This is a genomic window from Solidesulfovibrio sp. C21 (assembly GCF_047785625.1).
Lineage (GTDB): Bacteria > Desulfobacterota > Desulfovibrionia > Desulfovibrionales > Desulfovibrionaceae > Solidesulfovibrio.
The window spans coordinates 76,053-102,219 of the sequence record NZ_JBLODY010000004.1; the positions used below are offsets into that span (position 1 = coordinate 76,053).

Below are 26,167 nucleotides of genomic sequence, written 5' to 3' on the forward strand. Positions count from 1 at the left end.
GGGAAGGTATGGGCCGCCGGGATGGCCGGGCGGCGGGACCGCCGTCGCCGACGGGCCGGGTTGCTTCTGGAATATGGCTGGGGCGGTAGGACTCGAACCCACGAATGCGGGGACCAAAACCCCGTGCCTTACCTACTTGGCTACGCCCCAGCATGCCGTTCCGCCCAGGGGCGGATACATTTCGCGGTGATCCGTGCCACGCCGCCTATAGCGACGCGAGAAAGGTGCGGGGACCGCTTCCGGACAGATCGGCCAGGGCCAAAACGGCCGATTGGCGCTGCCGGAAGAGTCCGAACACCGCGGAACCCGTACCGGAAAGAAGGGCGCCCGCTGCCCCAAGGGCCAGCAGGCGTTCCTTGACCCGCCCGAGTTCCGGGTGGGCGGCGAATACGACGGGTTCAAAATCGTTTCGCAGTGGCGCTCCGGTCACGCAAAACGCCCTTCTATTAGTGTCAAAAACGCTTGTCAAGAGCTTGGCCCCGGGTTTGGCGGGGAAAGTTCTGGCGGCGTCCAGGGCGGCATAGGCCCAGGCCGTGGGAACCCGGCTGTGGGCGCAGACCACGGCCGCGTGCCAGCCGGTCAGCCCCGGGTCGGTGGGAATGAGGCGTTCCCCGACGCCGGTGGCCACGGCCGGCGCGCCGAGCAGGAAAAAGGGGATATCGGCGCCAAGGGTCAGGGCCAGGGCGGAAAGGTCGGGTTCGGCCAGGGCGGCATCGCCGGCCCGGTCGTTTAGGTAGCGCAGCATGACGGCCGCGTCCGAGGAGCCGCCGCCAAGGCCCGCGCCGTGGGGAATGCGTTTCTTGAGCCCCGCCTCGATCCTCGGGGAAAAGCCCGTGGCCGCGGCAAAGGCGCGGTAGGCCCGCACCACCAGGTTGTCGTCGGTTTCCAGCTCCGGGTCCGAGCAGGAGAATTCAATATCGCCCGGCTCGTCGAAGCGCCGGATGAAAAAGGCGTCGCACGGTTCGGGCAGGGGCAGAAAAAAGGTTTCGATGTCGTGGTATCCGTCGGCGCGACGCGGGCCGACGGCAAGGCGCAAATTGACCTTGCAGGGAACGGGGAGGGCGGTTTCTTCGGCGCAGTGGGGGCGCAAGGCCATGGGCGAGCCTGTCATGCCGCGGGCGCGGGGGACCTCCCCCGCGCCCGCGGGCGATTGGTTATTTGGATTCCTTCAGGGGCACGGTCCGGAAGATGGTCTGTCGCTGCCGCTTGATCTGCAGCATGACGACGCCCTTCTTCTTGCCGTCGGTGTCCACCACCTTCTTGAATTCCTCGGGGGTGGAAACCGGCTGCTGGTTGACCTCGAGCACCACGTCGCCCGGGCGCACGTCGGATTGTTCGGCCTCGGAACCGTCCGCGACATCCGTTATCAGCAGGCCGCGCGCCTTGTCCATGCCGAGGGCCTTGGCCTCCTTGCCGGTGACGGGGCGCAGGGACATGCCAATGACGGTGGTGGCGTTTTCCGGTCCGGACTCGTCGCCTTCCATGCCCTGGCCTCGCTGTTCGGCCAGCTTTTTGGCATCGCGCTGGCCCAGGGTGACGGAGATGGTGACCGGCGAGCCCTTGCGCAGAAGCGTCATTTCCGTCGATTCGCCGGGCTTCAGCGCGGCCACGCGGCGCAGCAGCTCGTTGGAATTGTCCACCTTCTCGCCGGCGATGGCGGTGATGACGTCACCGCTTTTCAGGCCGGCCTTGGCGGCGGGCTGTCCTTCGATGACCGAGGTGACCAGGGCGCCCTTGGTGTTGTCCATGCCGAGGGCCTTGGCCGTATTCTCATCGATGTCCTGGATGGTGACGCCGAGCCAGCCGCGCTTGACGGATTTGCCCTGGCGCAGTTGGTCGATGACGCTTTTGGCCATGTCGGACGGGATGGCGAAGCCGATGCCCTGGCCCGAGGCCACGATGGCGGTGTTGATGCCCACGACCTTGCCGTCGAGGTCGATCAGCGGGCCACCGGAGTTGCCGGGGTTGATGGAGGCGTCGGTCTGGATGAAGTTATCAAAGGGCCCGGCGCCGATGATGCGGCCCTTGGCGCTGACGATGCCCAGGGTGACGGTGTTTTCCAGGCCGAAGGGGTTACCGATGGCCAGCACCCAGGCGCCGACCTTGAGCTTGGAGGAGTCGCCGAATTCCAGGTAGGGCAGGTTCGACTTGCCCTCGACCTTGAGCAGGGCCAGGTCGGTTTCCGGGTCGCGGCCGACGATCTTGGCCTTGACCGGGGTTTCGTTATCCTTGAACTGGACCTTCACCTCGTCGGCATTGTCGATGACGTGGTTGTTGGTCACGATGTAGCCGTCGGCGGAGATGACGAAACCGGAGCCGAGCGAGCGCTGCTTGTGGGGGTGCCCGTCGCCGCGTCCCTGGGGGCCGAAGAATTTTTGGAACTGGTCGAAGAAGTCGTCCATAGGCCCGCCACCGCGCTTATGAAACTGCTCGAAGAGGTCGCGCATGTTTTCCTGGGCCTTGATGGTCTTGGTGGTGGAAATGTTCACGACTGCCGGCCCGGCCTTCTCGACCAGTTCGGTGATGTCCGGCAGGGGGATGCGCGCCGCGGCCAGGCTGGCCCAGGCCAGAAAGAGCAGGGCGGCGGTGAGGGGAGCGAGGATGCGTTTGGCCATGGTGGACTCCTGCGTCATTGCCGGGGGCTCTCCTTGTGGAGCCGGTCCGGGCGGTGATGCGATTTCCGGCGCTTACCGGAAGGTTTCGGGGTTTGCGGCGATGCTATTTGTTATACGCCGTACGAGGTTGTTGTAAACCGGGTCCTTGGACTTTTCCGTTTCGGGGCATCGGTTGGGCCCGTGTCCCGATGTCGTCTTGTCGTTTGTCTGGCATGCCGATTTGTTGACAAGTGGCGCTTCGGCAAATAATAAAATTTGTTCGGCGCGCGTCAATTGGTGCCGAGGCGCGAAACAGCGGCCTTCGCAAGAATTGGTCAGGAAAGATAACTTTTGAATTTCGCCATGTTAGCTTATGGCGACAGGCCCGTGCCCGGGTCAAGCTGAAAGCTGCATGAACATCGTTTCATGCGCTTGCCCTGCTCCCGTAGCTCAGTCGGATAGAGCGATCGCCTCCTAAGCGATAGGCCATGCGTTCGAATCGCATCGGGAGCACCAGAATTTCAGGGGTTGGACTGATAAAGTCCAGCCCCTTTTGCGTTGGGTGGGGATTTTGTCCCCCATATGTCCCCCGATTGGGGATTGCGAGAAAGCTCAAGAGGGGGATTCTGCGACCCCCTGCCACTGCGCCCCGGATGCCACAGGAGCAGTCGTGCGATGTGCCCTGTTGGCCCTTCACCTTTTCAGGAAGATGTATCCACCGGGAAACCATGCCGATCACAAGTGTTCGCCTACGATGTTCCAGGCTTGGAATCCTCTTTCCCGAACCGTTCGTTCCTTGAACATCGATACCTCATAGTACCCATGCCTACCGGCTCTCAGATTCCCGGCCCCGTACAGGGCGTATTTGTCATTGGGCATCTTTCTGGAGGATACTGATTTGCATCATGTGATATAGAGATGTATGTTCAGTAATACAATTTTACATAATGGGGGGTGCCCAATATGCCCGAGGAATGCCATTGGTTTGCCCACAGCGTCCCGGACATGCCGCAAGAGGCATGGCAGACGCTGCCTGTGCATCTCTCTGCCGTGGCCGCGCGGGCCAAGAAATTTGCTGCGGTATTCGGCGCGGCCGAGTGGGGCTATCTGGCCGGCTTGTGGCATGACGCCGGTAAATACACCGAAGCATTTCAACGTCGCTTGGCCGGTGGTGCCGCAAAAGTGGATCACTCCACGGCCGGGGCAAAGCTGGCGGTCGACACGATACAGCCCAAAAACTGGGGCAAGGCGCTGGCGTATTGCATCGCCGGGCACCATGCCGGGCTCCCGGACGGAAAGGAAAGCGGCGACCCTTCCTGCCTCACCGTGCGACTGCGAAACGCCATCCTCCCAGAGGCAATACCGGATTGGCTGACACAGGCGAATGCGCCGCAGGAACTCCCGTTTACCCAGATCGTGGGGCGATCGGGCTTGCAGGCCGCCTTTTTCATTCGCATGCTGTATTCCTGTCTGGTCGATGCGGATTTTCTCGATACCGAGTCGTTTCTCGATACGGGCAAGCAGGCCTTGCGCGGAGGCTATCCGCCGCTGGAAGCGCTTTGGGAACGGTTGCAGGCGCATCTGGACATGTTCAAAGCAAAAGAAAAACCTTCTCCGGTCGATCCCTGGCGCAATGCCGTGCTCGGCTGGTGCCTGGAGGCGGCCGAACACGCGCCGGGACTTTTTTCCCTGACCGTGCCGACAGGCGGGGGCAAGACGCTTTCCTCACTGGCCTTCGCACTGAAGCACGCCGTGGCTCACAGGCTTGATCGCGTGATTTACGTCATTCCTTATACGAGCATCATCGAGCAAAACGCCGATGTTTTCAGGGAAGCAGTGGGTACGGAGGAGGTGATCGAGCATCACAGCAATTTCGATCCTCTGGCCAGGAAAGGACAAAGCAAGGAAGACTCGGCCGGCGACGAAGTCCTTGCCGCGCGTCATGACTTGGCCTGCGAGAACTGGGACGCGCCCCTGGTCGTGACCACCAGCGTGCAGTTTTTCGAATCACTCTTCGCGGCGCGTTCCTCCCGCTGCCGCAAACTCCATAACATCGCCAAAAGTGTGGTCATCCTGGATGAGGCCCAGATGTTGCCGCCACGGATTTTGCGGCCGTGCATGGAGGCCTTGCGCGCGCTTACCGAAAGTTACGGCACGACAGTTGTTTTGTGCACGGCCACCCAGCCGGCGCTGACCAAAACCGATGATTTTTCGTTCGGACTCGACCAGCCGGTGAAAATCGTCAGCGACGTGGACGAGGCCAGGCTTTTTTCGGCGCTTAAGCGTACGCGGGTGGAGCACCTGGGCAAGCTTTCCGACGAGGAGCTTGCCGCGCGGCTTGTGGGGCACACGCAGGTGCTGTGCGTGGTCAACTGCCGCCGCCATGCCCGCATGTTGCGCGGGCGGCTTGGCGAAGCGGAGGGCGTGTTTCATTTGAGCGCCAGCATGTGTCCGGTCCATCGAAGCCGTAAGCTGGCCGACATCCGCGCGGCTTTGAAAGCCGGCCGGCCCTGCCGCGTGGTCAGTACGACGCTGATCGAGTGCGGCGTCGACATCAGCTTCCCCGTGGTCTACCGGGCCAAGGCGGGCATAGACTCGGTGGCCCAGGCCAGTGGTCGCTGCAACCGCGAAGGGGAGTTGCCGGGAAAGGGTGTGGTGTACGTTTTCGAGCCCGTGGACGTGCCGACGCCCGGCGGGGACATGGCCCGTGCGGCGGCGGTCGGGGCGGGCATCATGCGCCGGTATCCGGATGTGCTGTCGCCGGAGGCGGTGGAGGCCTATTTTCGGGAATTGTACTGGATGGCTGGCAAGGGCGGGTTGGATGCGCTGGAGTGGGATCGAAAGGGGCCGGACGTGTTGGTGGGGATTGTGAACGCCCTGCAATCCGACGGCAATCGCTGGAATTTTCCGTTTCGCAAGGTAGCCGACGCGTTTCAATTCATTACGAGCTGTTACCGGCCGGTCATTATTCCCTGGGACGAGGAGGGGGAGAAGATTGTCGCGGGGTTGCGGCATGCCGAACATGCCGGGAAGCTGGCCCGCCGGGCCCAGCGTTACACGGTGCAGATTCCGCCCTGGGAGTTCGCGGCTCTGGAGGGTGACGGCGTGCTGGAGTGCGTCCAGGAGCGGTTTTTCGTCTTGGGGGACATGCGGCGCTATGACGACGAAGAGGGGCTCTTCGTGGACGTCGGCGGCGCGTTTCGAGCCGCGGATTGGATTCAATAGGCGCGAAAGAGTTTCATGGTTGAATTGGTTGTTGTATTAACGTATCTATCTCTGAGCAAAATAAAAGGAGCGTATTTCATCGAGGAATGATCAGACAACAAGGAGGTTGCCATGTCCTTTGGCGTCAGTCTCAAGGTGTGGGGCGATTTCGCCTGCTTCACACGGCCGGAGATGAAATCCGAACGCGTATCCTACGACGTGATGACGCCGTCGGCCGCACGCGGCATACTGGAAGCCATTTATTGGAAACCGGCCATAACCTGGATCATCGATCGCATACACGTCCTTTTACCCATCCGCTTCACCACTATACGCCGCAACGAGCTCGGCGGAAAAATGCCCTACGGCACGGTCAAATCGGCCATGAAGGGCGGTATCCCGCCATACGTCTTCATCGAGGACGACAGACAACAACGCGCCGCCTTGCTGCTGCGCAACGTGGCCTACGTCATAGACGCCCACTTCGACGTTGCGGGCGATGACGCCAATACCGCCAAGCACAAGGAAATGTTTCTGCGCCGGGCGCGCAAGGGGCAATGCTTCAACCAGCCCTATCTCGGCTGCCGCGAATTCCCGCCCCAGAGGGGGGCGGGAGAATTACCGTCCCTGAAGGCTTTGACCCGGGGATGCTCAAGCGGCAGCTCGCTTCGCGCGGAAAAGAAAATCCATTCGCCGTTTGAATCGCCGGACCAGCTGACGGCCATGATCCTCTTGTCCGGGGAAAGCGAGACGGCGTCGGTCATATCGCCAAACGCCTCGGGCGAGCCTCCCTGCGATGGGAGCGGGGCAGTCCCGCTCCCATGGGAAGCGTCTCGTGCTTATTTTGTGATCTGGACATCCAGGGTGTAATGCGTGTCGTCACCCTGCATGGCACCGACAATGATTTTGTAGGTACCGTCCGCAGGCAAAACCCCTTTCCAGGCGGTGGCGTCGTCCTCCTTGCCGGCCTTGGGCAGGTAGGCTTCCTCCTTGCCGGGCTTTTGGATGTGGAACAACACAAGCTTGTGCTTGTTGGACACTTTCACCTGCATGGTTTGTCCGGCCTTGACCGTTATGGGGTAAATATCGCAGTCCATCCCCTGGATCTCGCCTTTGAGGCTGGCACTGTTGGCCCCGGACGCGAATTTGATTTGGGGCTTGTCTCCGGCGACAGCAGCAGTCGCGAGACACAAGACCATAATGGACGGCAGGGTGAGCGCCGTCATGACGCGAAACATACTACAGTTCTTGGTCATGTGATTTCTCCTCGGTTGTAGGCCTGGAACGCCTGTTTGAGACGACAAAAACTGTTTGCTATCGGGCCATGAAATCGGAACTTGCCACAAATGATTTTGCAATATCGCCGACCAGCGGGTTGAACACGGCACTGGACGATTTTGGGTAGGTCAAGATGAATGTTGCCGTGATTACTTTATTCTTGATCGTTTTTTGATAAACGATCTTCCCGTCTTTTATTCCGGAAACGACGAAGAAATTCTTCCCCATATATTTATATGTAACGCGCGAACCAATCTCCTGTTGCGCTTTTATATAAAGCACTTTTATGGAGTTTGTTCCCACGGAATTCCATCCCGCCCAGCAAATCAATTCAGCCTGTCCGTCCGCATCCTTGAAAATCTGCCCATCGCCAGCGTCCGACTCCCCCAGAGCTGTGAGCAGTTTCTTTGGCCAAGCAATCACGTATCCATACTTGTGGTTTGTATACCAGTCATATGTATCAGTCTTGCTGGAAACGGAAATGCCAGCGGCGTTATGTCCCTGTAGCGATTGCGTGGCCAATGCTCCTCGCGCGCCGGTCAGCAGCAACATGAAGAGAAGTAACACTATAATGGGTGTATGGATGGTTAGGACGTACGCAACGCCTTGTCTGGCATCCTTCGCAACTTCCAGTTTTTGAATCATATGACATGATTGCAGGTCCATACTTGTTCCTTTATTGCGTTTCATTCGATGGTGTGTTCCCAAACGCCCTGGCCGGCTCTGCATCCTACTTTCCTGCGTGCGCCTGACGTTATGGTCATCGGGGCATTGCATGGACCGTACCGGGGCTAAGGACACGAGGAATGCCTGAAGCCGTGCGCCGTCGCGCCCATCGGGCTGCGCTGTATCTGCCCACAATTCTGCCGTCAGGCTGCTTTTCGGTCAGATTCCCTGCCACACAACCTGACAGCCGCCAGGCGGGAGCTCGACTCGGCGCACGTGGCGGCCAGCGCTCTTCCACGACGGACGGCCCGCCAGCGACGACATCCCGCTTATGGGCATCAGCCGCGCCCGGGAGGAAAAGAGCTCAATTGAAAACAAGCGCCAGGCTTTGTTGCAGGGACGCGATCGCGAAGCGCAACCGATCCGCATGTTTTTCTTTGGCCACGGAGTCGAGGGAACACATAACGGTGGGCTGGCGGTCGTCCTCAAGGCGGTAAACGGCCACCATATTGCCGCCGGAACCGTGGTACCCCTGGGCTGTGACCGCAATCCATCGCTTGTCCGGGGACACGCAGGCACCCACGGGCCAGGCCGCCGTCGGGAGCCTTTCCAGGGGGGCGAGGCTCGCGGCGTCATACAGGCCGATCTCCTTGCGGCCGTGCAGGGCCGCCACAAGGACGTCGCCGGCCACGGCGAGGGTGCGCACGCCGGAGTCCGCTTTCCGGACGCGCCAGTTCTCCCTGCGGGGTTTCTGCCTGGGGGACAACAGCGTTGCTTCCTTGATGCTGGCAAGGCACTTTCCGGCCGAGGACGAGGCGTAGACCATCCCCCGGGTGCAGACGAGATGCCGCAAGGAAGTCGGCACGTCGGGCAGAAACCCGACATGCGCGCCCGAAACCGCGTCCACGATGTCCAGGCCGTTGTTGCGGCTCATGCGGCTTATGAGCACGGTTTTGCCGTCCGAGGCAAAGGTCGTGCCGCGCAGGCAGTAGCCGCATTGCACGTCCCGGTTGCCCGTGAGTCCGGACACGTCGAGCCGTTTCCCGACGGCAAAATGGTTCACCAGGCGCCGGGGCAGCCCGTCCTTGCCGAGTTCCCAGACCGAGACGGTATTGTCCCCCCAATCGGCCACCACCAGCCGTGTTCCGTCGGGCGAGATGGCCGGTGACTTGGGAATGGGGCCGCTGGGCAGGGAGGCGATCAGCTTGCCGGCGGCGATGTCGATGATGCTGACCGAGCTGGCCAGATGCCCATGCGGGTCAAAATTTTTCCGATAGCTGGTGACGTAGGCCAGACGTCCGTCCGGGGTGATGGCCATCTCCACCGGCTTGCCGGTCCAGGCCCGGGCTTTTGGGGGAAAATCGAAATACTGCCGCAAATTGTCCGGGATCAAGGCCTCGTGGCGCGCTTGCTCGGAGGCCGGGAAGGCGTGGCCGACCTCCCATGCCTTGCGCCATGTCCCGGTTTCGAAGGCGAAGGTCTTGCCGGCTTCCAGGGCGTTAATAAGGAGCAGCCGGCCATCGGGGGTGAAGGCCACGCTTTTCGGGGAGTGCATGTCCGGTTCGATGACGGAGTGCGGGAAATGGGACAGACGAAACGTCCCGATGGAGACTTCCCGGACCAACCGCGCGCCATGGGCCAATCCGGGGACTGTGAGTAAGCCCGTCAGCAGGACGGCGCCAAGGCACCGGAATGCGTATCGCATGGATAATTCCCTTTCGGTTAGATCGTGGGCGGAGTAAGCGGCCGGCCCGCCACCGGCCGCCATGGACAAGACCACCGGAAGCGGCCTTACGGTCGAGAAACGAAAGTGAAGAGGGCGCAGCCGTGTCTGCACCGCACCCGCAATGTTTCAGGAGGTTTTCATTCTGGCCCTGGCCTGGGCCGTGGCGACAAAAGACAACCGCCACCGCGCCGTGGCGAAGTCCATTTCCACCAGGACGCACCGGGCATCCTCCGACGGGTTGGAGGCGAGCACCGCGCCACCCGAGGTCACGCTGTCCACGCTCGCAAGCAGGGCGACACCCGCTTTGCTTTGCAGCCCGGCCTGTACGTCCGAGGCCAATTGCCGCAGGGCCTTCGGGCGTTGCGCTCCGGAGAGGGCGATTTCATCCGAAACCTTGCCGCGACCCGGCCACGCCACGCGCCAGAGCCGTCCTTGCGCCTCCAGCGCGTCCAACACGTTGGCTACGGTGTCGGACGTCAGCTTGCCCGAAATGGTCAGCGGCACCCGGCCGTGCCGCAAACGGAGATGCCCCGTGCCGCGTAAGGGACCGTAGGACACGGCGCCTTCCCAGCCGGAGGCCAGTTCTTCGGGACTCAGGCCCAAAATGGCGCTGACGTCCGCGGCATCGGCCGGGGGCAGGAATTGGCGGAAGTCGAAAACCGCTTCGTCCCCGGCGTCAGCCGCGCGCAGGTTCAGCATCGTGCCTGGCACGCGGTGTGGGATTCCCCGGGCGTCCGTGACGACGAGGACGGGCTTGTCGCTCCCCTGGACCACGAGTTTTCGCGCCGTGCCGTATTCCCCGGCCGGAAAGACGAAACGGACCATGCCCATGTCCGCCTTGAGGCGGCTTTTGCCTGGCGGCAGGGAAACCGTTTCGCTTTGGCCGGGAGCGAGGCGCATGTCCACTCGTCGTGGCGTCGCAAGGTCCGGCAGGGACAGGCCGGTTAGGGTAAAATAAGCGGTGGCGTTCGCAACCTGTCCGGCCGCCGTGTTTTGGGGCGACAGGCCGCACAGGACCAGCAGGCAGCAGAGGGAAAAAAGGGGACGCATGGGGGGGCCTCATTGCACGTCGAGGTCAAAGTCCTGGGCCGCATCCGGGGCGTAGCCGGCCTTTTCGCCCAGGAGGGGGAATCCGATGTCGTAGGGCTTGGTTGCGGGAAGGCAGATGTGTTCCGCGAGGTGCTTTTCCCCCCTGACCTCGGACATCCCGGTCTGCTTCCAGCCTTTGCCGAAGCCGGAATAGGCCACGTACTCCCTGTCTGCGGCCTTGAACCCGCCATAGCTGCCGCCGCCGCCGGAATACAGCATGTATCCCACGCGTACGGACGCCTTGTCGGCCGGGTCCTTGGGCAGCGCGACGCGGGTGTTCGCCTTGCCCGCCGACTCGAAGACCAACTGGAGCAGGCCGTTATCCCGGGTACAAACGGCAACCAGATAGTTGTCCCGGGTCTTGCAGGAAAAGGCGACGGTCGCGGCGGGAGCGGCACAAAGTCCGGCCGCCTCCTTGATGCCGGCGTCGCCCTTGGCCGTGTCGGCGGCCAGGACCGGGGATACGAGCAAAAGCGAAAGGGCCATGGCGCAAAGGACGGGTATCGCGCGTGGCATGCATGTCCTCCTGTGGTGTAAAAGGGTGCCCCCGTGCGTGGGGAAACGTCGCGCCTGCGGCTGGCGCTTGGGCACGGTTTATCCGGCCTGCCTACGGCAGGGGCGCGGCAACGGTTTCCGTGGGTGCGTTTTCCGGGTAGCTCTTCCAGGCCGCGACCTTCGGCAGACAAAGCTTCGTGGCCGTGACCGAGCCATTTTTCACGGACTGCACGCGGTAGTCGCAAAGATCCGTGCCTTGAAAAATCGGGCTGGTCTTGCCCGTGTCCAGGTCGTAGGCCACGACCGAGATCCGTCCACAGGGATCATAGTCGCACGGCCGCTTGCACCCTTCCACGTCCATGGAATCGACAACCACCCGCCGCTTGCCGCTCCACAGCAGCGGCGGCGACTTGCGGGAAGTCTCCCAGTACCCCACGGTCGTGGGGTGATCGAGGGGCCGGACGTCCGGCCAGTGGAAAAAATACCAGACTCCTTGGAGCGTGGGGAAATATCCCAGGGCCAGGATGTCCTTGTCCGGCGACAGGGACACGGCCACGACGCTTTCCCAGGCCTCGGGCCCCTCATCCTCCAGGGGTGAATTGAAATACGTCACCGCACCGTCGGACCTGACCAGATACAGCCCCGGTCGTATGGGAAGCTTGTCCCGCTCGACGGCGAAAGCCTCGACGACCGCGAACCGCATGTCGGCATGCTCCACGGGCTTGAGTGTTGCCACTCCATCGGGCAAGGGCTTGCCGGTCTGGCGCAGCACAAGCCGGCCATCTTTAAGTTCCAGGGAATCCAGACGCTCGTTCGTTTTTTCCCCGTCCATGCAGGAGGCTGCACGGGGCAGGGCCAGACAGAGTCCGAACAGACAAATAAACAGGAGGTGGAGCACTCTATTCTGCATGTAGACTCCATTTCATGGAAGGGTTTCTGCTCTAAAGCTGTGTGCTCAGCCCAAAGCAACAACCATACCAGCTTTATTCATTTTAGAGCACAGCTGCTCGTTGCCTGATTATTTCCCTGCCCGACACGTGCAAGCGCTTTGCAAGCGACGCGGCCATACCGCGCCGCGCCACTGCCTGCAGCGGCAACCAGGAACGCGCGACGCGCAAAGTCTCCTGGCCCTCCGCCGCTGCCTCCTGCCCCTCCCCCATCCCTGCCCGAGGGAATCCGGCGGCGGCAACCCAAACGGCCTCAACGCCTCTTTCCCGGCCCTGGCCAGGGCCGGCACCAAGGAAAAGGGTGCGACGCCGGCGGGAAATTCGCGATGCAGGCCGACCGGAAAACAGGCTATTGGCAGAATCGTGGGCAGTTCTGGCGTCTTCTTCATCTGCGACTTCCCCCTGCCGCGCGCGAGCGCCGTTTGTTGTCCGGCACGCCTTGTTCCGGGGATTCCAATGGCGGAGCGGTGCCATGGCGGCGCTGTTCCCCCAGGCGTCTGTTGCGCCAAGAATTTTGGCATATGCGCGATCGCTGTCCGACGTAGGCCCCGGGAGGGGGCGAACCGGGGAACAGGACGACGCAACAACGCCCCATTATTATAACTATATGAAATATAATAATAAATATATACAATATTGCTTTTGCGAACGACAACGCCCACGTCCCGAAAGTCAGGAAGGCTTGCCTGTCAGGGAAGGCACGCCACATGCAATGTCGCCGCGCGAAGGATCTCGTCCCTCGCGTCCGTGGGAGAGGCACAGGAAGTTCGCCGCATATATGCATTACGGGTATAGGATTGCGGACAAAAAGGAATGTGCCGTGTTTTCATGTCTAGCTCGATCACACAGGGGATATCCATTGCGTGATGTCGACGCAACGTGATCGAAAATGGAGATTCAGGATGAACACCTTGGCCAGGTACAAAAAAATTCTTGTCATGCTGATCGTTTTTACATGCCTCGCGGTTGCTGCATCGGCAATCGACAGCGAGGCACGTACGATAGACTGCAAAATGAACGGATCCATCGCCGGTCCGGTGCGGGATGGAAAGCAGCTCATCATATTTGATGCGATATTCCGTAATGTCTCCCAAGTCGAATATATAGCAAGAGTGAACTGGGTAGAGGTTTCCGTGCATGGATATTTTAGCGGGAGAGAAGAAACATATTCCCGCAAGGTCAAAGTGGACTGGGATTTCTCGCCCGCGCTCGGACCGGGGCGGCAAAAGGGCCTGAAGATCAAATTCTGGAGAAAAGTCCAACCCCGTCGCGGTTCTTTTCCGTATGACGACGTTGAAGTCCAAGTCCGCAATATCAACTTCAAACGGGCGAGCTAGTTCCAGGTTCCAAAACGCAGGTGAAGCGAGGGACAATCTCCCCTCTTCATCCCTGCCGGAAGCCAGGAGAGGGCCCGCGGCGAAAGCCATGTCCCCCTCCTGGTAAGGCGCCCAATCCCGGAAGCATTTCGGGATCTGCCGCGAAAGCGGCCTGCTTTGAGGTGCGCCGGGCCAAACGGGAGCAAGGCCGTCTCCCTTTGCTGGTCCAGGACACGGCTGGAAAAGGGATGGCGTCTTGTTACGGCCCATACCGCACAACAATACTCTCTTGGGAGCACACGCATGCACGCACGGCTTATAAGCCTCCTGGTTTTTTGCCTTTGCCTTTGCGCAGCCTTCGCCTTTGCACATGGCGATCCGGGCGACGGCAGCCAGAGCGGACTCGACGTCTATTTTCCGGGTATGACCATGGCTGATGCCAAAAAATCGGGAGCCACCGCAGCCGAAAAAAACGCCATGAAGGTCACGGTCGCCTGGGGCGGCAAGAAATGGGACGTGCGCCTGCTTCTCAAGGGCAAGGACATCGCCGTGGTCGGGCTGACGGCGAAACTGACCGGCAACGACCAGGTTTTCACCATGCTGCAAGACATGCAGGAGCGTCTCGCCGTGCCGATGGTGGTCACCCGCATGGTCGACGGCGAGAAAAACGAACTGAACTTCGCCAAGCTGGCTGTCGCGGGAAAGGATACGGACGCGCGGGACGACGCCTTAAAGGATGCGCTGAACACCTACGCCGGTCAGGAAAAAGGCAGCATCACCGTCACCTTTTGTCCCGAAGCCATGTTCGAGGAAATGGCCAAGGCGATGAAGGCTACCGGGCACATCGCGCAAAAGGCCACCATGGCCGACTTTGGCGACGCCAGTGTTTACTCCTTGCACATGGATAAAAAGGACGACTCGATCACCGTGGTGGCCTCCACCCTTGCCGATATCGGAAAATTATAAGGCGCGACCGTTCGGCGTCGGCTCGCCTCCCCGGACCATGCAGCCCTGGCGGCCGGGGAGGGGAGGGGGCCGACGCCGAATCCGGCACGCCCCGAACAGGGCTTTGCGCCCACAAGGAGAAAACCAGACATGAAAACACTGCTGCTGGCGTCCCTGCTTCTGCTGCTTTTCGCCCTGCCGGCCACGGCCGGCGATGCCGGGCGTCGCTGGAATGTACTGGTCATCGATAAGGACCCCAAGGGGGCCAATGTCCGCGAGTCCCCCGCCGGGAAAGTCATCAAAGCCATCCCGTTCGGAAACGGCGACACGCCGCGCCTGGTGCAGCTCACGGGTCAGGCCGCCGATTGGTTTAACGTCGAGGTTGACGGCGCCGGGGGCTGGATGCACGGGAGCATGCTGGGCACGTGCGCCTCAGCCACCGAGGACGGTGCTCCCTCCCTGAGCAAGGGCCCTCATATCGACAGCCCCCTCGGCGTGAAGGTCCCGGCCGACGCCCCCGTGCGCCTGCTCGGCATGTACAAGGAATGGTTGCAGGTCCGCTACGTGGACGCCAAAGGTAAAAGCCATGACGGCTGGCTCATGGAACAGGCGCTTGCCATAAGCGAGAACGAGCTCGAACATTGCGCCCGGGCCTGGGCCAGACGGTAATTCGCCGGCTTCGTCCCTGGCCCACAAGAAGTGCGCCATGACGGTCCGTTGGATTGTCCCTGGTCTGGTCGCGATCCTGTGTAGCGGCCTCTTGATTGTCCCAAATTCTGCCACGCGCCCGTTTTTTTGCCTGCGTGATGGCCAATTTTTCGGCATGTATCCTTTCACGCGCGAGAGATGGCTCCTATGCTATGTTGGCTCTTCACCTTATAGTACCCATGCTTGTCGGCTCTCGGCTTCCCGGCCCCGGACGGAGCGCATTTGGCATTGGGTACTCTTGATGTTGCCGCCACGGATTTTGCGGCCCGTGCATAGGGATCCTCGCGCGCGCTTCGCCGCTTTTTTTGTGGAAGTGACCTATCTATGATGGTGCTCGAGAGTTACGATGTGGCGACGTCCGATGCCGGAGGCGTTGGGCGGCTGCGGCGCGGGCGCAAGGCGTGCAAGAATTACGGGCAGCGGGTGCAGTTTTCGGTGTTCGAGTGTGTTATCGATCCGGTCAAGTCGGAACGCTTGCGGCATCGCTTGGTGGGGGACATCGACGCGGACCGGGACAGCCTACGGTTTTATTATCTGGGGGCGACCTGGTGGGGGCGCGTGGAGCATGTCGGTGCCAGGCCTTCCATCGATTCCAAGGGGCCGCTTATTGTGGAGGTCGTGCGAACCTGAAGCGGGTGTATTTTCCCCGGGCGGTTCGCATGGTTGCTTTTGCTTGTTACTGTAATGGGTTATGTTTGTATGGTTCTTTGAAAGATGAGGAAGGGATAGGTGTTGAGGTCGGTTCGCGGAGAGACGGGTGCAAATGCTCGCGCCGTCGGGCTCCTGTGGCCGACAGTCGCCCCCCGCACGGGGGCGCGGATTGAAACCATCCATGCCGCCGTGTCGTCGACGCGGTGCAGTCGCCCCCCGCACGGGGGCGCGGATTGAAACCTCCGTCCATACCCCTGGCTTTCCCGGGCCTCATCGTCGCCCCCCGCACGGGGGCGCGGATTGAAACGTGAGGAAAAGGGCGTCGCCGGGGGCACGTTCAGTCGCCCCCCGCACGGGGGCGCGGATTGAAACTGCCACCACCGAGTACGTGGATGCGGTCTATCAGTCGCCCCCCGCACGGGGGCGCGGATTGAAACCTGGTGCACCTGGCCAGCGAACGTGGCCACGGGGTCGCCCCCCGCACGGGGGCGCGGATTGAAACGTACAAACCTGTCCGACCGCCGTTCCGCGCTCTCGTCGCCCCCCGCACGGGGGCGCGGATTGAAACATGCTGTCGCTGGGGACCGGCGACAACAGTCGCCCGTCGCCCCCCGCACGGGGGCGCGGATTGAAACTCGAAATGAACCACAACCCGGTCGTCCTCTGCAAGTCGCCCCCCGCACGGGGGCGCGGATTGAAACGCCTTCGACGGGCGGCCGGCGATGGGCTTGCCCGCGTCGCCCCCCGCACGGGGGCGCGGATTGAAACCCGGTCAGGATCTGTCGCATCTTGAGCAGCTTGAGTCGCCCCCCGCACGGGGGCGCGGATTGAAACCGATCACGCCCGGGCCGTTACGGACCCAGGCCAAGTCGCCCCCCGCACGGGGGCGCGGATTGAAACTTCGGAGGCTGCGGCGGCCTGAGCCGAAGCCGCGTCGCCCCCCGCACGGGGGCGCGGATTGAAACCGTCCCGTGCCATTTGCAGCCGGGCCCGGGTCGGTCGCCCCCCGCACGGGGGCGCGGATTGAAACGGTCACCCGTGAATTTCGACCGCTTGCCGGCATGTCGCCCCCCGCACGGGGGCGCGGATTGAAACTGGACCCGGTGCGCAAGTTGCTCCAGGAGTGCCTGTCGCCCCCCGCACGGGGGCGCGGATTGAAACAGGGGGATGAGAGCCGGACTGTTTGGTGCGCCGACGTCGCCCCCCGCACGGGGGCGCGGATTGAAAACCTTCGAGTTCTCCACCGCCAATCGCCCGGCCCTGGCCTCGATTTCGGCCAGGATCTTCATATCACCAGCCATGCCGATGGCTACTGATTGTCATCGCCCAACGTAAAGCTTGCCCGCATGGGGCCTGCTGCCCGGGCCCCATGCGACCATCGGCCGATCAGCCTCTCGATTCGGAAGCCCCGCCGGGAAGCGCTTGTGCCGCATCGCCTTCTGCCTTCAACGTATTAATTAATTGCAGAAGCACATTGGCCTGATGCGCGAGCTCGCCGACAGCCTGGGTGGATTGCTGCATCGCCGTCGACATTTCGGAAGCGATCGTGTTGATGCCGTCGATACTGTGATTGATTTCTTCGCTGGCTGCAGATTGTTGTTCCGAAGCCGTGGCGATAGAGCGAACCTGGTCCGTCGTCTGGTCAACGAGGGAGACGATGGTATTGAGAGACTCGCCGGATTGGTTGGCCAGTTCGGTAACGGCGTCAATTTTCGTGACCGCCAATTCCACGTTACTGATATTTTTCCGCGTGCCGTCCTGAATGTTCCGGATGGCTTCCCCGACTTCTTTGGTCGCCGTCTGCGTCTTTTCCGCCAGTTTCCGGACCTCGTCGGCGACAACGGCAAAACCTCGGCCGGCTTCCCCCGCACGGGCGGCCTCAATCGCCGCATTCAGGGCCAACAGATTGGTCTGGTCGGCGATATCCGAAATGACACTGAGAATCCGGCCAATGCCTTCGGCCTGTGCGCCGAGCTCGGTCATATCCGTTTTCAGGTCCAGGGCTGTCGATTGCACTTCGCCTACCCTGGTGATGACTTCGGAGACGACCTGCGAACCCTTTTTCGCCTTGCCTTTTGCCTCGGTGGCTATTTCGGCGGCCTGGGATGCATTTTTGGCCACCTCCAGGACCGTCGCGTTCATTTCCTCCATAGCCGTGGCCGTCTCGCTGATGCTGTGCGATTGTTCTCCGGCCCCTCGGGTGGATTGTTCGACCTGGGCCGAGAGTTCTTCCGACGCGGACGTCACCACTTCCACGACGCTCTCCAGCTGGCGTGCCGCCTGCAGCATGCCCTCGGACTTGGCCCGTTCGGCCGCCTGCTTGGCCTGTTTCGCCTCTTCGGCTGCATGATGGGCGTTTTCGGTTTCCTTATCCGCCTGTGCGGTCGCAACTTGTGCTTCAGCGATTTTCCCTTTGAGCGAGGCAACCATTTTTCGCAAGGATTCGGCTAAAACCCCCACTTCATCTTTGCGGTGGACATCAAGCGTCTTGTTCAACTCGCCGTGCGCCACGGCCGTCGAGAACTCAACGCTCTTGCCCAAGGGATTGAATAGTAGTAGCGACGACAGCATATGGACAATAATTGCGGATAATACCAATGCAATTGCCGCGATAATGGCAGTCAGTTTCAGATTGTTTCTGGAGTCTTTTTTGATGGATGTCAATTTATCATAGACCCAGACTTTCCAGTCAAGTCCTTTGATGGTATAGAGGTAGCCAACATATGCTTCGCCATCGAGTGAAAAATCTATTTTCCCATCAGTATTTTCGATACTTCCAGTGTTGAGTCCTGGGATAATGCTTTTGATGTTTTTTCCGATGTATTTTTTATCCTGATGTGCGAGAATATATCCATCGCCACGTGTCAGGATAATATTTTTGTAATTCATTATTGAATTGGTGAAATTTGTAATGTCTGTCAATCCAAGATTGGCGCAGATGGTTCCAACAATATTCCCATCCTGGAGAATCGGGACTCCCACCGCCATCACAATTGCACCAATGGAAGACGTATAGGGTGTTGTAATGATCCGCTTTTCTCCATTGAATAAGCGTTTGTACCATTCCCGGCCAAGGGTTTTCGCATTGAAATTTGGGATAATGCCTTTGCTTGCCCAACTGTATGTTCGGCCATCTTTGAGACAAAAATATGCCTCACCTGTTTTTGTTTGCTCTATAATCTTATGCATTAGATCGAGTCTGTAAGCGAGTAATGCATCTTCTGGTAAGCCAGGAGTGCCGGGCATCATTTTTGCGGCCAGCTCAAGTACGTTGAAGTAGACGCTGGCCTTTTCAGACACAGCGTTTCCGACAGCTATAGCGATGGTCTCAAGCCTCTCGTTGTTTACTTTTTCAGATGATTGGCTAAATCTATAGTATGAGAAATAAGCCAAAGCCAATATTGTTATAAAGAAGAAGGCTACCACACTAAAAACGATTTTGTTTTTTGCACTGGACAACATAGCGAATATCTCCCTCACCTGATCTCTTTCGAACGCGGCTCCGACAAATTCCTACCGACTCCTCCGGAGAATTTCCCCAATGACGCGGACGGCGTTTTCCCGGAGAATTGCTCTCCTCGTTTGCGAGACCGCCTTGTCAGACTCCTCTCTTCTGTCGCGTCCAAACCGAAGTCCTTTCGCCCGAGACGCCAAAATGGGAGGGCCTTTCTTGGAATATCGGTAACTCGCTGTAATTCCAAGTAGATTTGGAAAACAGGAAGCACACGTTGTGTTCCATGCCTTGCCCCTATTCTGGCGCTATCGCGGCAGGGCAATGCGTGCCCTTCTCTGGAGGCGGCAGTCTGGATTGCAAGTCACTTCTGCTCAGAGCCTATAGTGTACTGGTTCGGGTTGCTATTTTAGCAAGAAGTATACCGTAGCGCGTATAATGCCCCTATGATAATGCCATTTATCCTTTTATACACCATTTTTCAGGAGACATTTCCCCACAGATATCTTGTCCTGCAGCGTTGCGTGGCCCCGTACTACAAAAAACACAGCCTCGATGCTTCTCATGGAAGCTGCAGATTTTCCTGCAATACGGCTTGGAGCACGTTGAGGGTTTGGGTCGGTTCATATTTGAGACTATGGTGCAATTTTGAGACAAGCGGTATTAGATGTAACCAGTTATTATCATGTATTAAAAATATATATGTTTTAAGTATGCAACAAAAAAAGCTGTTTCCCCCTTCGAGAGGGAATCTTGTGGGATTTTCGGAGGGAAACGTGGCGGGCTCCTCGCTGCTGCGCGCAATGGCCGCATAGGCTGGGCAGGCTGCGAAAAGCATGTCGCGGTCTCCGTTCTTTTTTTGGGGGGGGCGGGGAACTCCCCCCGCACCTTGCGATTCGCCATGGGTATGCGGCCGGGGCTTTGGACGGTCTGGAGATGGCGCCTTGGTCCGTATTGGCTTTGCCAGGATGCAGCTTTGCGACAGTGTCGCAAAGCTGCATCGTTTTTGTTGTGATATAATTAATTGATATTATTATATTTTTCTCATTATTCCCAGTTTTGCCCTTTTCCTTGTCCGGTGAACGTGCCAGCGGATGAAACGACGGCAGAGGGAAAAGTCTTTTCTGGTAATATTTCAGTTGGTTGGTTTTATTGTGGTGGTTGGCACGCGATATGCCTCCCGGTGAGTGCTGCAAGACTGCACAGCAAAAGGATATTTTTTTGATTGGCCATACAAAAGTCTTATACATACCAGTATCGCGTAGATGATAAAATACATTGCAGTGTAAAAATATGTGATAAAACACTATGAAACTGAAAAAGAGAATTCTCTTTTGGGCGGTCATATCGCTTACTATAAGCTATTTGCCATGGTATAATTTTTCAGCTGTGCTAAGTTTCATCTCGAAAGAGTTTCATCTGACATCAATCGATACAGGAATGATTATTTCCTGCTTTCAGGCCGGCTATGTCCTCACCGTCCTTTTGACCGGATGGTTGGCGGATAAATTCGGGGCAAGGCGGGTGATGCTTTATGCAACACTTTTGACGGCAATTTCGTCCACAAGCTTTGCCTTTGTTGTTTTTGACAAGTGGACGGTCATGCTCATGCGGCTTTTGACCGGGTGTTCCTGCGGCGGCATCTACGCTCCGGGCCTGGCCTTGCTTTCCGAATGGTTTCCTCCCAGGGAACGCGGGGCGGCGTTGGGCGCCTACACGGCGGCATCTTCCGTCGCCTCGGCCGGCGGGTATTTTCTGGCGGCCCCGGTCGCGGCCGCGGCCGGATGGCGGCTGGGCATGCTGGTGACCTCCGTTCCGGTCTTTGTCGCGTTTTTCGTGCTGCTTGCGTTTGTCCGGGAGCCCCCGAAGGCCGCCGGAACGGTGGTCCGGTGCAACGGGCCGCAACTGGCCCCGGGGGGCGGCTACGGGGGGCTGGCTCTGATTACCGCCAGCTATATGGGGCATATGTGGGAACTCTATGCGTTCTGGGCCTGGATCGGGCCGTTTCTGGTCGCCTGTGCGGTAGCCGGCGGGATGGCCACCGCCAGGGCCGTCAGCCTCGGGGGACTTTTCGCCGCGATGATCACGCTGTGTGGTGCGCCGGCGGTCTGGATCATGGGGCGGATTGCCGACCGTTACGGCCGGACAAAAATTATTTGTTTGTGCGCGCTGGCCAGTCTTTTGCCTGAATTCGTTTTCGGCTATCTGTACGGATTGCCCTTGGGCTGCATCGTGCTTGTCGGCGTGTGGATCGGCTTCTGGGCTGTCGCCGATTCCGCCATCTACAAGGCCTCGCTGACGGAACTGTGCACCTCCCGTGTCCGTACCACCCTGCTCGGTCTGCAATCCGCCCTGGGCTATTCCATGACCATTTTCGCGCCGGTGATCTTTGGCTGGGTGCTGCAGCGCTCCAACACAAGTTCCAATCCTACCGAGGCGACCCAGTGGGGCCCGGCGTTCCTGCTCCTCGGCCTGGGGGCGCTGTTGGCGCCTCTGGCCGCCCTGGCGCTACGCCGCCATCCACAGGCGCTCTTGCTGTGCGGTGGGAAGAAGTAGGGCGGACCAGATGGCTTTCACGATCGGCGTGCAGCATACGCCTGGGCTGGCCTCCCTGGGCCGCCGGGTACAAGACGCGCTGCCGGCGCTTTGGTCCGGCCGGGTCCGCTTTGTGCCCCTGGCGCAACGGTCGGTGCCGCGGGCTGCCTATGATACGGCGCAAAGGCATGTTGACGTCCGCTTTTTGCTGGGCGAAATCCCGCTGCCGCCGGGGTGCGACGCAATGATATGGCTTGTCGGGGAAAATATCGGCGACTGCTGGCGCCCGTGGGTGTTGGGCGCCGCCGTACCGGGACGGGCCGTGGTTTCGACGTTTCGCCTGCCACGCCCTCTGGAGGCCCTGAAAAATACGGCCCACGAAATCGGCCACCTGCTTGGCTTGCCCCACTGCGACGCACGGTGCTGCATGCGGCCCGTCCGTCACGAGTCCCAACTTGTGGCTTTGCCTTTGGCGTTGTGCTGGGGGTGCCAAAAACGTCTTTGGGCAAGGCAGGGGGAAACGCTCCCGCGCGGCGGTGCCGCGTGAGAACCGGGCGTGGTCTAGCGCCGGAGTTTCCGAAAGACCGTGGACCGGCTTGTCTGGAAAAAACGGGCGACTTTGCAGACGGACCCATATTTCTTCAGCGCCCGTTCAAGGATCTCCCGTTCGATTTCGGCCATGATGTCCGGCAACGGTTTGGAACGTTCCAGGTCCGGCATCGTATACTGGAGTTCGGACGGACAGGCTTCCCACATCTGGGGCGGCAGGTCGACGCAGCTGATGGTGGGGCGCTCACTGGTCACGACGAGGCTCTGGATGAAATTTTGCATTTCGCGGACGTTGCCCGGCCAGCGATAGCTTTCCAGGGCCACCAACGCGGATTCCGCGATTTCCATGGAGCGCCGGTACTTGCCGGTGTAGCGGGCCAGAAAATACTGGGCCAGGGGGGCGATGTCCTCGCGGCGTTCACGCAAAGGCGGGATGCGAAAGACCGCCACCTTCAAACGGTAGAACAGATCGCTGCGGAATTTGCCGCTTTCCACGTCTTCAGCCAGATCGCGATTGGTGGCGGCGATGATGCGGACGTCCACGGCGCGCGGTTGGGTCGTCCCCACCCGGGTGACTTCGCCATCCTGGAGGACGCGCAACAGCCTGGTCTGCATGGCCAGCGGCAGGTCGCCGATTTCATCGAGGAAAATGGTGCCCTTGTCCGCCATCTCGAAGTACCCTGCCTTGCCCTTGGCGCTGGCGCCGGAAAACGCGCCGGGGGCATAGCCGAACAACTCCGATTCGATGAGATTGGGGGCAATGCTGCCGCAGTCGATTTTCAGGAAAATGCCTTTGCTGCGTCCGCTGTGCTCGTGGGCCAGCCGGGCCAGCACGTCTTTGCCCACGCCCGTTTCGCCAAGGAGCAGGATGGTCGCATCGGTCCCTGCCACGCGACCCAGCCTGGACATGAGGGCGGCCATGACATCGCTTTGAAAAATGGCCGGCGGCGCTGTGGCATTGGCCTTGATGATGCCTTCCAGGCGCTGGCTGAACTCCTCGATCAGGAGCTTTTGTTTGGCGATTTGTTCCCGAAAATGCGAAATCATGGTGATGTCACGCGCAAACGTGACGACCAGGCGGACTTCGCCGGTCGCGTCGAGGACAGGGCAGCCATGGAGGATGACCCGTTTGTCGCCGTGGATGGTCTGTACGGAAACGGAGGGGCGTTTCGAAGAGACAATTTCGGGGTTCAGGATGCGATCGAAAATTCCTTCATCGACCAGCGTGTTGACGTTACGCCCTTTGAGGACTTCCTGACTCAACCCGGTCAACTGTTCGTACATTGTGTTGACCAGCAGCGTGGTTCCCTCACGATCCGTAATGTATATCCCGTCGTTGAAAATATTCAGTATTTCTTTGAAGTATTGGAGGATAACTTCCATTTTGTCCTCGCAGGCCTCATGAGGAAAGCAGGAGAAACAGGCTGTTTCGCTTGGTTGCAATCACGCGAAGAGTCAATATCCGCGACCGGTTGCTCCTTCAATTCTCGGATACACCACCGGGGGGGGCAAGTCAGCCCCCCCAAAAGTGGACGGGCCGTGGCGGGTGCCGGTTTGTGGGCCGGATCAGCCGCGACGCGAGGTGACCAGTTTCTGGAGGCCGGTGAAGCGTTCGCTTGGCAGGGTGACTTCCCCCATGGGCGCGTCACGATGCAGGAATTGATACTTCTGTGTCCCCAGGCGATGATAGGCCAGCAACTGGTACTCGACCCGGGGGTAGGGCTCGAGGATGTCGAGGATGCCGTTTATGGCCTCTTCCGAATCGTTGAACCCCGGGATGACCGGCGTGCGGACGAGAACGGGCAGGTCCGGGTGGTATTGCATGACGTTGTGGAAATTCCCGAGGATCTGGCTGTTGGAAATCCCGGTGCCTTCCTTGTGCTGCGCCGGGTCCGGATGCTTGATGTCAAACAGCAACGTGTCAAGGATCCCGCAGGCGGCGTCCAGGATTTCCCACGGCGCGAGACCGCAGGTTTCCGCCGCGGTGTTGATGTGCCGGCGTTTGGCCTCGCGCAGCAGGGCCAAGGCGCCATTCGCCTGAAAGAGCGGTTCGCCGCCGGAAATGGTCATGCCCCCTTCCGATCGGGCATAGAACTGGCCATCCTGCTCCACCACCCGCAAAATGTCATCGACCGTGCGGACCTCGCCATAGGAAATGAGCGCCTTGGGGGGGCAGGCCTTGGTGCAGGGCTGGTCGCAGTCGCGGCAGTGGGCGCGATCGATGGCGAGCGTTTGCCTTGCGGGCCGTGTGATGGAGCCGTGCGGGCAGGCTTCGATGCAGCGCGTGCAGGCTTCGCCGAGGCAGCGGCCCTCGTTGAAGGCGATCTGGCGGAAAGCTTCCTGGGATTCCGGGTTGCTGCACCAAAGACAACGCAGCGGGCATCCCTTGAGGAAGACCACCGTGCGGATGCCCGGGCCGTCGTGGACGGAATATTTTTGGATATTAAAGACAGTGCACGTGCGGTTTTTGTCGTCCGTTGTGTTCATAAGGTGTCCGATCACCCCCGGTCGGGGGCTGGTGACTGTGCGGTGAGGGGCGTCGGCGGGGGGGGGATGCCCCTGCCTTCCGGCGGAAGAACTTCCGCCGGAAGGCAGGCAAGCAGGCCGGCCTAGTTGGTCGCCTTCGCTTCGAGGGCTTCCCCGACAAGTTCTTCCTTGGTCACTTCCAGGAAGTCGCCCTGGCTTTGCGGAACGTATTTGCCGATCCACCAGGCGGAAACAGCGCTGACCACTCCGGCGAAGGCAACATACAGGCAGATGAGTGTCGCACTGGGGTCGTATTTCAAAAGGGCCGTGGCGATGATCGGCGTGATGCCGCTCGCGAAGATGCCGGACACCTGATACACGAAGGAGATGCCGGTATAGCGGACGTTGGTGTCGAACAATTCGGCAAAAAGCGCCGCTTCCGGTCCGTAAACCGCGGCATACAGGATGCCCAGGGGGATGATGAGGCCAAGCCAGATGAGCGTGACGTCGCCGCCGCTGTGCGCCATCATCCAGAACGAGGGCAGGGCGGCAAACCCGGTGACCAGACTGCCGATGATGTAGACTTTGCTGCGGCCGATCTTGTCGGAGAGATGGCCGAAGAAGGGGATGGTGGCGACCATGACCAGGGCGGCCAGCATGACGCCCAACAGGGATTCGGTCCGGTTCACGTGCAGCGTGGTGGCCAGATAGCTGATGGAGAACACACCGAAGATATTGAAGGCCACGCCGTCGATGTAACGGGCGCCCATGCCGGCAATGACATTGCCCTTGTGCTTCTTCCACATCTCGACAAGGGGGATGCGCGGCGCCGGGCTGCTCTTCTTGGCTTTCTGGAAGTCCGGCGTTTCCATGACGTGCAACCGGATCCAGGTGCCGACGAACAGCAGTATGACGCTGAGGAAAAAGGCGATACGCCAGCCCCAGGCCAGGAACTGGGCGTCCGTCAGGGTGTAGGAGAGCAGGCTGACAACGCCGGCGGAGAGGCACAGCCCCAAAGACAGGCCGATCTGGGGCAGGCTGGCATAGAAACCGCGTTTTGACGGCTTGGCGAATTCGAATGTCATCAGCACGGCGCCGCCCCATTCGCCGCCAAGGCCGATGCCCTGGAAGATGCGCAGCAACAGCAGGGTGATAGGCGCCCAGATGCCGATTTGCTGGTAGGTCGGCACGGCGCCGATCAGCACCGTCGAGACGCCCATGATGCTCAGTGTCATGATGAGCATGCTTTTGCGGCCGATCTTGTCGCCGAAGTGACCGAAAATGATGCCGCCGATGGGACGGGTGATAAATCCCACCGCAAAGGTGGCATAGGCCAGGAGCGTGCCCACTGTGGGGTCGGAAGAAGGGAAGAACTGTTTATTGAGAACAATACCGGCGACTACACCATAGAGAAAGAAATCATACCATTCGATTGTCGCGCCGACGAGACTGGCGACAACAACGCGGGACAGCATTTTTTTTTGATCGTTGGCCATGAGTGATCCCTTGGTTCTCTGTACAGTGTCCGTACATCCCGCCTGAACCCC

The 26,167-nt window shown here is 60.1% G+C and carries 19 protein-coding genes, 2 tRNA genes, 1 pseudogene and 1 CRISPR repeat array; of the genes and pseudogenes, 9 read left to right on the forward strand and 13 right to left on the reverse strand.

The features are described 5' to 3' along the window. Positions 1-74: 74 nt before the first annotated feature. The 3 genes from ACMZ6R_RS02450 to ACMZ6R_RS02460 all read right to left on the reverse strand — a co-directional run bounded on the left by ACMZ6R_RS02450 (position 75) and on the right by ACMZ6R_RS02460 (position 2,615). A tRNA-Gln gene (locus ACMZ6R_RS02450) sits at positions 75-150 on the reverse strand. Positions 151-205: 55 nt separating this feature from the next. Beyond that, positions 206-1,096 (reverse strand): 4-(cytidine 5'-diphospho)-2-C-methyl-D-erythritol kinase, encoded by an 891-nt coding sequence (ispE, locus tag ACMZ6R_RS02455; RefSeq protein WP_416109236.1) that lies wholly within the window; start codon positions 1,094-1,096, stop codon positions 206-208. Between the two features lie 58 nt (positions 1,097-1,154). Continuing rightward, positions 1,155-2,615: a DegQ family serine endoprotease gene (locus ACMZ6R_RS02460; RefSeq protein ID WP_416109237.1), complete on the reverse strand. Its 1,461-nt coding sequence runs from the start codon at positions 2,613-2,615 to the stop codon at positions 1,155-1,157. Between the two features lie 418 nt (positions 2,616-3,033). Between ACMZ6R_RS02460 and ACMZ6R_RS02465 the strand changes: the two genes are divergently transcribed. The 3 genes and pseudogenes from ACMZ6R_RS02465 to cas5c form a co-directional block, all read left to right on the forward strand. Next, a tRNA-Arg gene (locus ACMZ6R_RS02465) sits at positions 3,034-3,110 on the forward strand. Positions 3,111-3,557: 447 nt separating this feature from the next. After that, the gene (locus tag ACMZ6R_RS02470) at positions 3,558-5,819 is read left to right on the forward strand and encodes a CRISPR-associated endonuclease Cas3'' (RefSeq protein WP_416109239.1); all 2,262 of its coding nucleotides are present in this window, start codon (positions 3,558-3,560) and stop codon (positions 5,817-5,819) included. A 111-nt stretch (positions 5,820-5,930) separates the two neighbouring features. Continuing rightward, positions 5,931-6,395 (forward strand): annotated as a pseudogene (gene cas5c, locus ACMZ6R_RS02475) (type I-C CRISPR-associated protein Cas5c); the annotation flags it as partial. Positions 6,396-6,637: 242 nt separating this feature from the next. Here cas5c and ACMZ6R_RS02480 read toward each other — a convergent pair. The 6 genes from ACMZ6R_RS02480 to ACMZ6R_RS02505 form a co-directional block, all read right to left on the reverse strand. Beyond that, positions 6,638-7,054 (reverse strand): hypothetical protein, encoded by a 417-nt coding sequence (locus ACMZ6R_RS02480; protein WP_416109240.1) that lies wholly within the window; start codon positions 7,052-7,054, stop codon positions 6,638-6,640. 58 nt (positions 7,055-7,112) lie between these two features. Then, a complete protein-coding gene (locus ACMZ6R_RS02485) occupies positions 7,113-7,742 on the reverse strand; it encodes a hypothetical protein (protein WP_416109242.1) in 630 nt (209 codons plus the stop codon). A gap of 364 nt (positions 7,743-8,106) precedes the next feature. Continuing rightward, complete coding sequence (locus ACMZ6R_RS02490) at positions 8,107-9,447, reverse strand: hypothetical protein (RefSeq protein WP_416109243.1); 1,341 nt, start codon at positions 9,445-9,447, stop codon at positions 8,107-8,109. 147 nt (positions 9,448-9,594) lie between these two features. Beyond that, a complete protein-coding gene (locus ACMZ6R_RS02495) occupies positions 9,595-10,518 on the reverse strand; it encodes a hypothetical protein (RefSeq protein WP_416109245.1) in 924 nt (307 codons plus the stop codon). A 9-nt stretch (positions 10,519-10,527) separates the two neighbouring features. Then, on the reverse strand, positions 10,528-11,073 hold the full coding sequence (locus ACMZ6R_RS02500; RefSeq protein WP_416109246.1) for a hypothetical protein: 546 nt from the start codon (positions 11,071-11,073) through the stop codon (positions 10,528-10,530). Between the two features lie 91 nt (positions 11,074-11,164). Continuing rightward, positions 11,165-11,962 carry a hypothetical protein gene (locus ACMZ6R_RS02505; RefSeq protein WP_416109248.1) on the reverse strand — a complete coding sequence of 266 codons (798 nt, stop codon included), beginning with the start codon at positions 11,960-11,962 and terminating at the stop codon, positions 11,165-11,167. Between the two features lie 939 nt (positions 11,963-12,901). Here ACMZ6R_RS02505 and ACMZ6R_RS02510 point away from each other — a divergent pair. From ACMZ6R_RS02510 to cas2, 4 genes are all read left to right on the forward strand, one after another. Continuing rightward, positions 12,902-13,336: a hypothetical protein gene (locus tag ACMZ6R_RS02510; RefSeq protein ID WP_416109250.1), complete on the forward strand. Its 435-nt coding sequence runs from the start codon at positions 12,902-12,904 to the stop codon at positions 13,334-13,336. 282 nt (positions 13,337-13,618) lie between these two features. After that, positions 13,619-14,281, forward strand: a complete 663-nt coding sequence (locus tag ACMZ6R_RS02515; protein ID WP_416109252.1) for a hypothetical protein — start codon at positions 13,619-13,621, stop codon at positions 14,279-14,281. Positions 14,282-14,410: 129 nt separating this feature from the next. Next, positions 14,411-14,929: a hypothetical protein gene (locus ACMZ6R_RS02520; RefSeq protein ID WP_416109253.1), complete on the forward strand. Its 519-nt coding sequence runs from the start codon at positions 14,411-14,413 to the stop codon at positions 14,927-14,929. Between the two features lie 363 nt (positions 14,930-15,292). Then, on the forward strand, positions 15,293-15,598 hold the full coding sequence (gene cas2, locus ACMZ6R_RS02525; protein ID WP_416109254.1) for a CRISPR-associated endonuclease Cas2: 306 nt from the start codon (positions 15,293-15,295) through the stop codon (positions 15,596-15,598). Positions 15,599-15,763: 165 nt separating this feature from the next. Continuing rightward, positions 15,764-16,847: direct repeats of the CRISPR family, unit length 32 nt; unit sequence GTCGCCCCCCGCACGGGGGCGCGGATTGAAAC. Positions 16,848-17,005: 158 nt separating this feature from the next. On the opposite strand, the gene ACMZ6R_RS02530 is transcribed toward cas2, so the two are convergent. Next, a complete protein-coding gene (locus ACMZ6R_RS02530) occupies positions 17,006-19,081 on the reverse strand; it encodes a methyl-accepting chemotaxis protein (RefSeq protein ID WP_416109255.1) in 2,076 nt (691 codons plus the stop codon). A gap of 1,297 nt (positions 19,082-20,378) precedes the next feature. Between ACMZ6R_RS02530 and ACMZ6R_RS02535 the strand changes: the two genes are divergently transcribed. Then, positions 20,379-21,626 carry an MFS transporter gene (locus tag ACMZ6R_RS02535; protein WP_416109257.1) on the forward strand — a complete coding sequence of 416 codons (1,248 nt, stop codon included), beginning with the start codon at positions 20,379-20,381 and terminating at the stop codon, positions 21,624-21,626. Positions 21,627-21,849: 223 nt separating this feature from the next. Continuing rightward, a complete protein-coding gene (locus ACMZ6R_RS02540) occupies positions 21,850-22,152 on the forward strand; it encodes a hypothetical protein (protein WP_416109312.1) in 303 nt (100 codons plus the stop codon). A 14-nt stretch (positions 22,153-22,166) separates the two neighbouring features. On the opposite strand, the gene ACMZ6R_RS02545 is transcribed toward ACMZ6R_RS02540, so the two are convergent. The 3 genes from ACMZ6R_RS02545 to ACMZ6R_RS02555 form a co-directional block, all read right to left on the reverse strand. Further along, the gene (locus tag ACMZ6R_RS02545; RefSeq protein WP_416109258.1) at positions 22,167-23,537 is read right to left on the reverse strand and encodes a sigma-54 interaction domain-containing protein; all 1,371 of its coding nucleotides are present in this window, start codon (positions 23,535-23,537) and stop codon (positions 22,167-22,169) included. Between the two features lie 183 nt (positions 23,538-23,720). Then, a complete protein-coding gene (locus ACMZ6R_RS02550) occupies positions 23,721-24,641 on the reverse strand; it encodes a glycyl-radical enzyme activating protein (RefSeq protein ID WP_416109259.1) in 921 nt (306 codons plus the stop codon). Positions 24,642-24,763: 122 nt separating this feature from the next. Then, positions 24,764-26,116, reverse strand: a complete 1,353-nt coding sequence (locus ACMZ6R_RS02555) for an MFS transporter (protein WP_416109261.1) — start codon at positions 26,114-26,116, stop codon at positions 24,764-24,766. Positions 26,117-26,167: the final 51 nt, after the last annotated feature.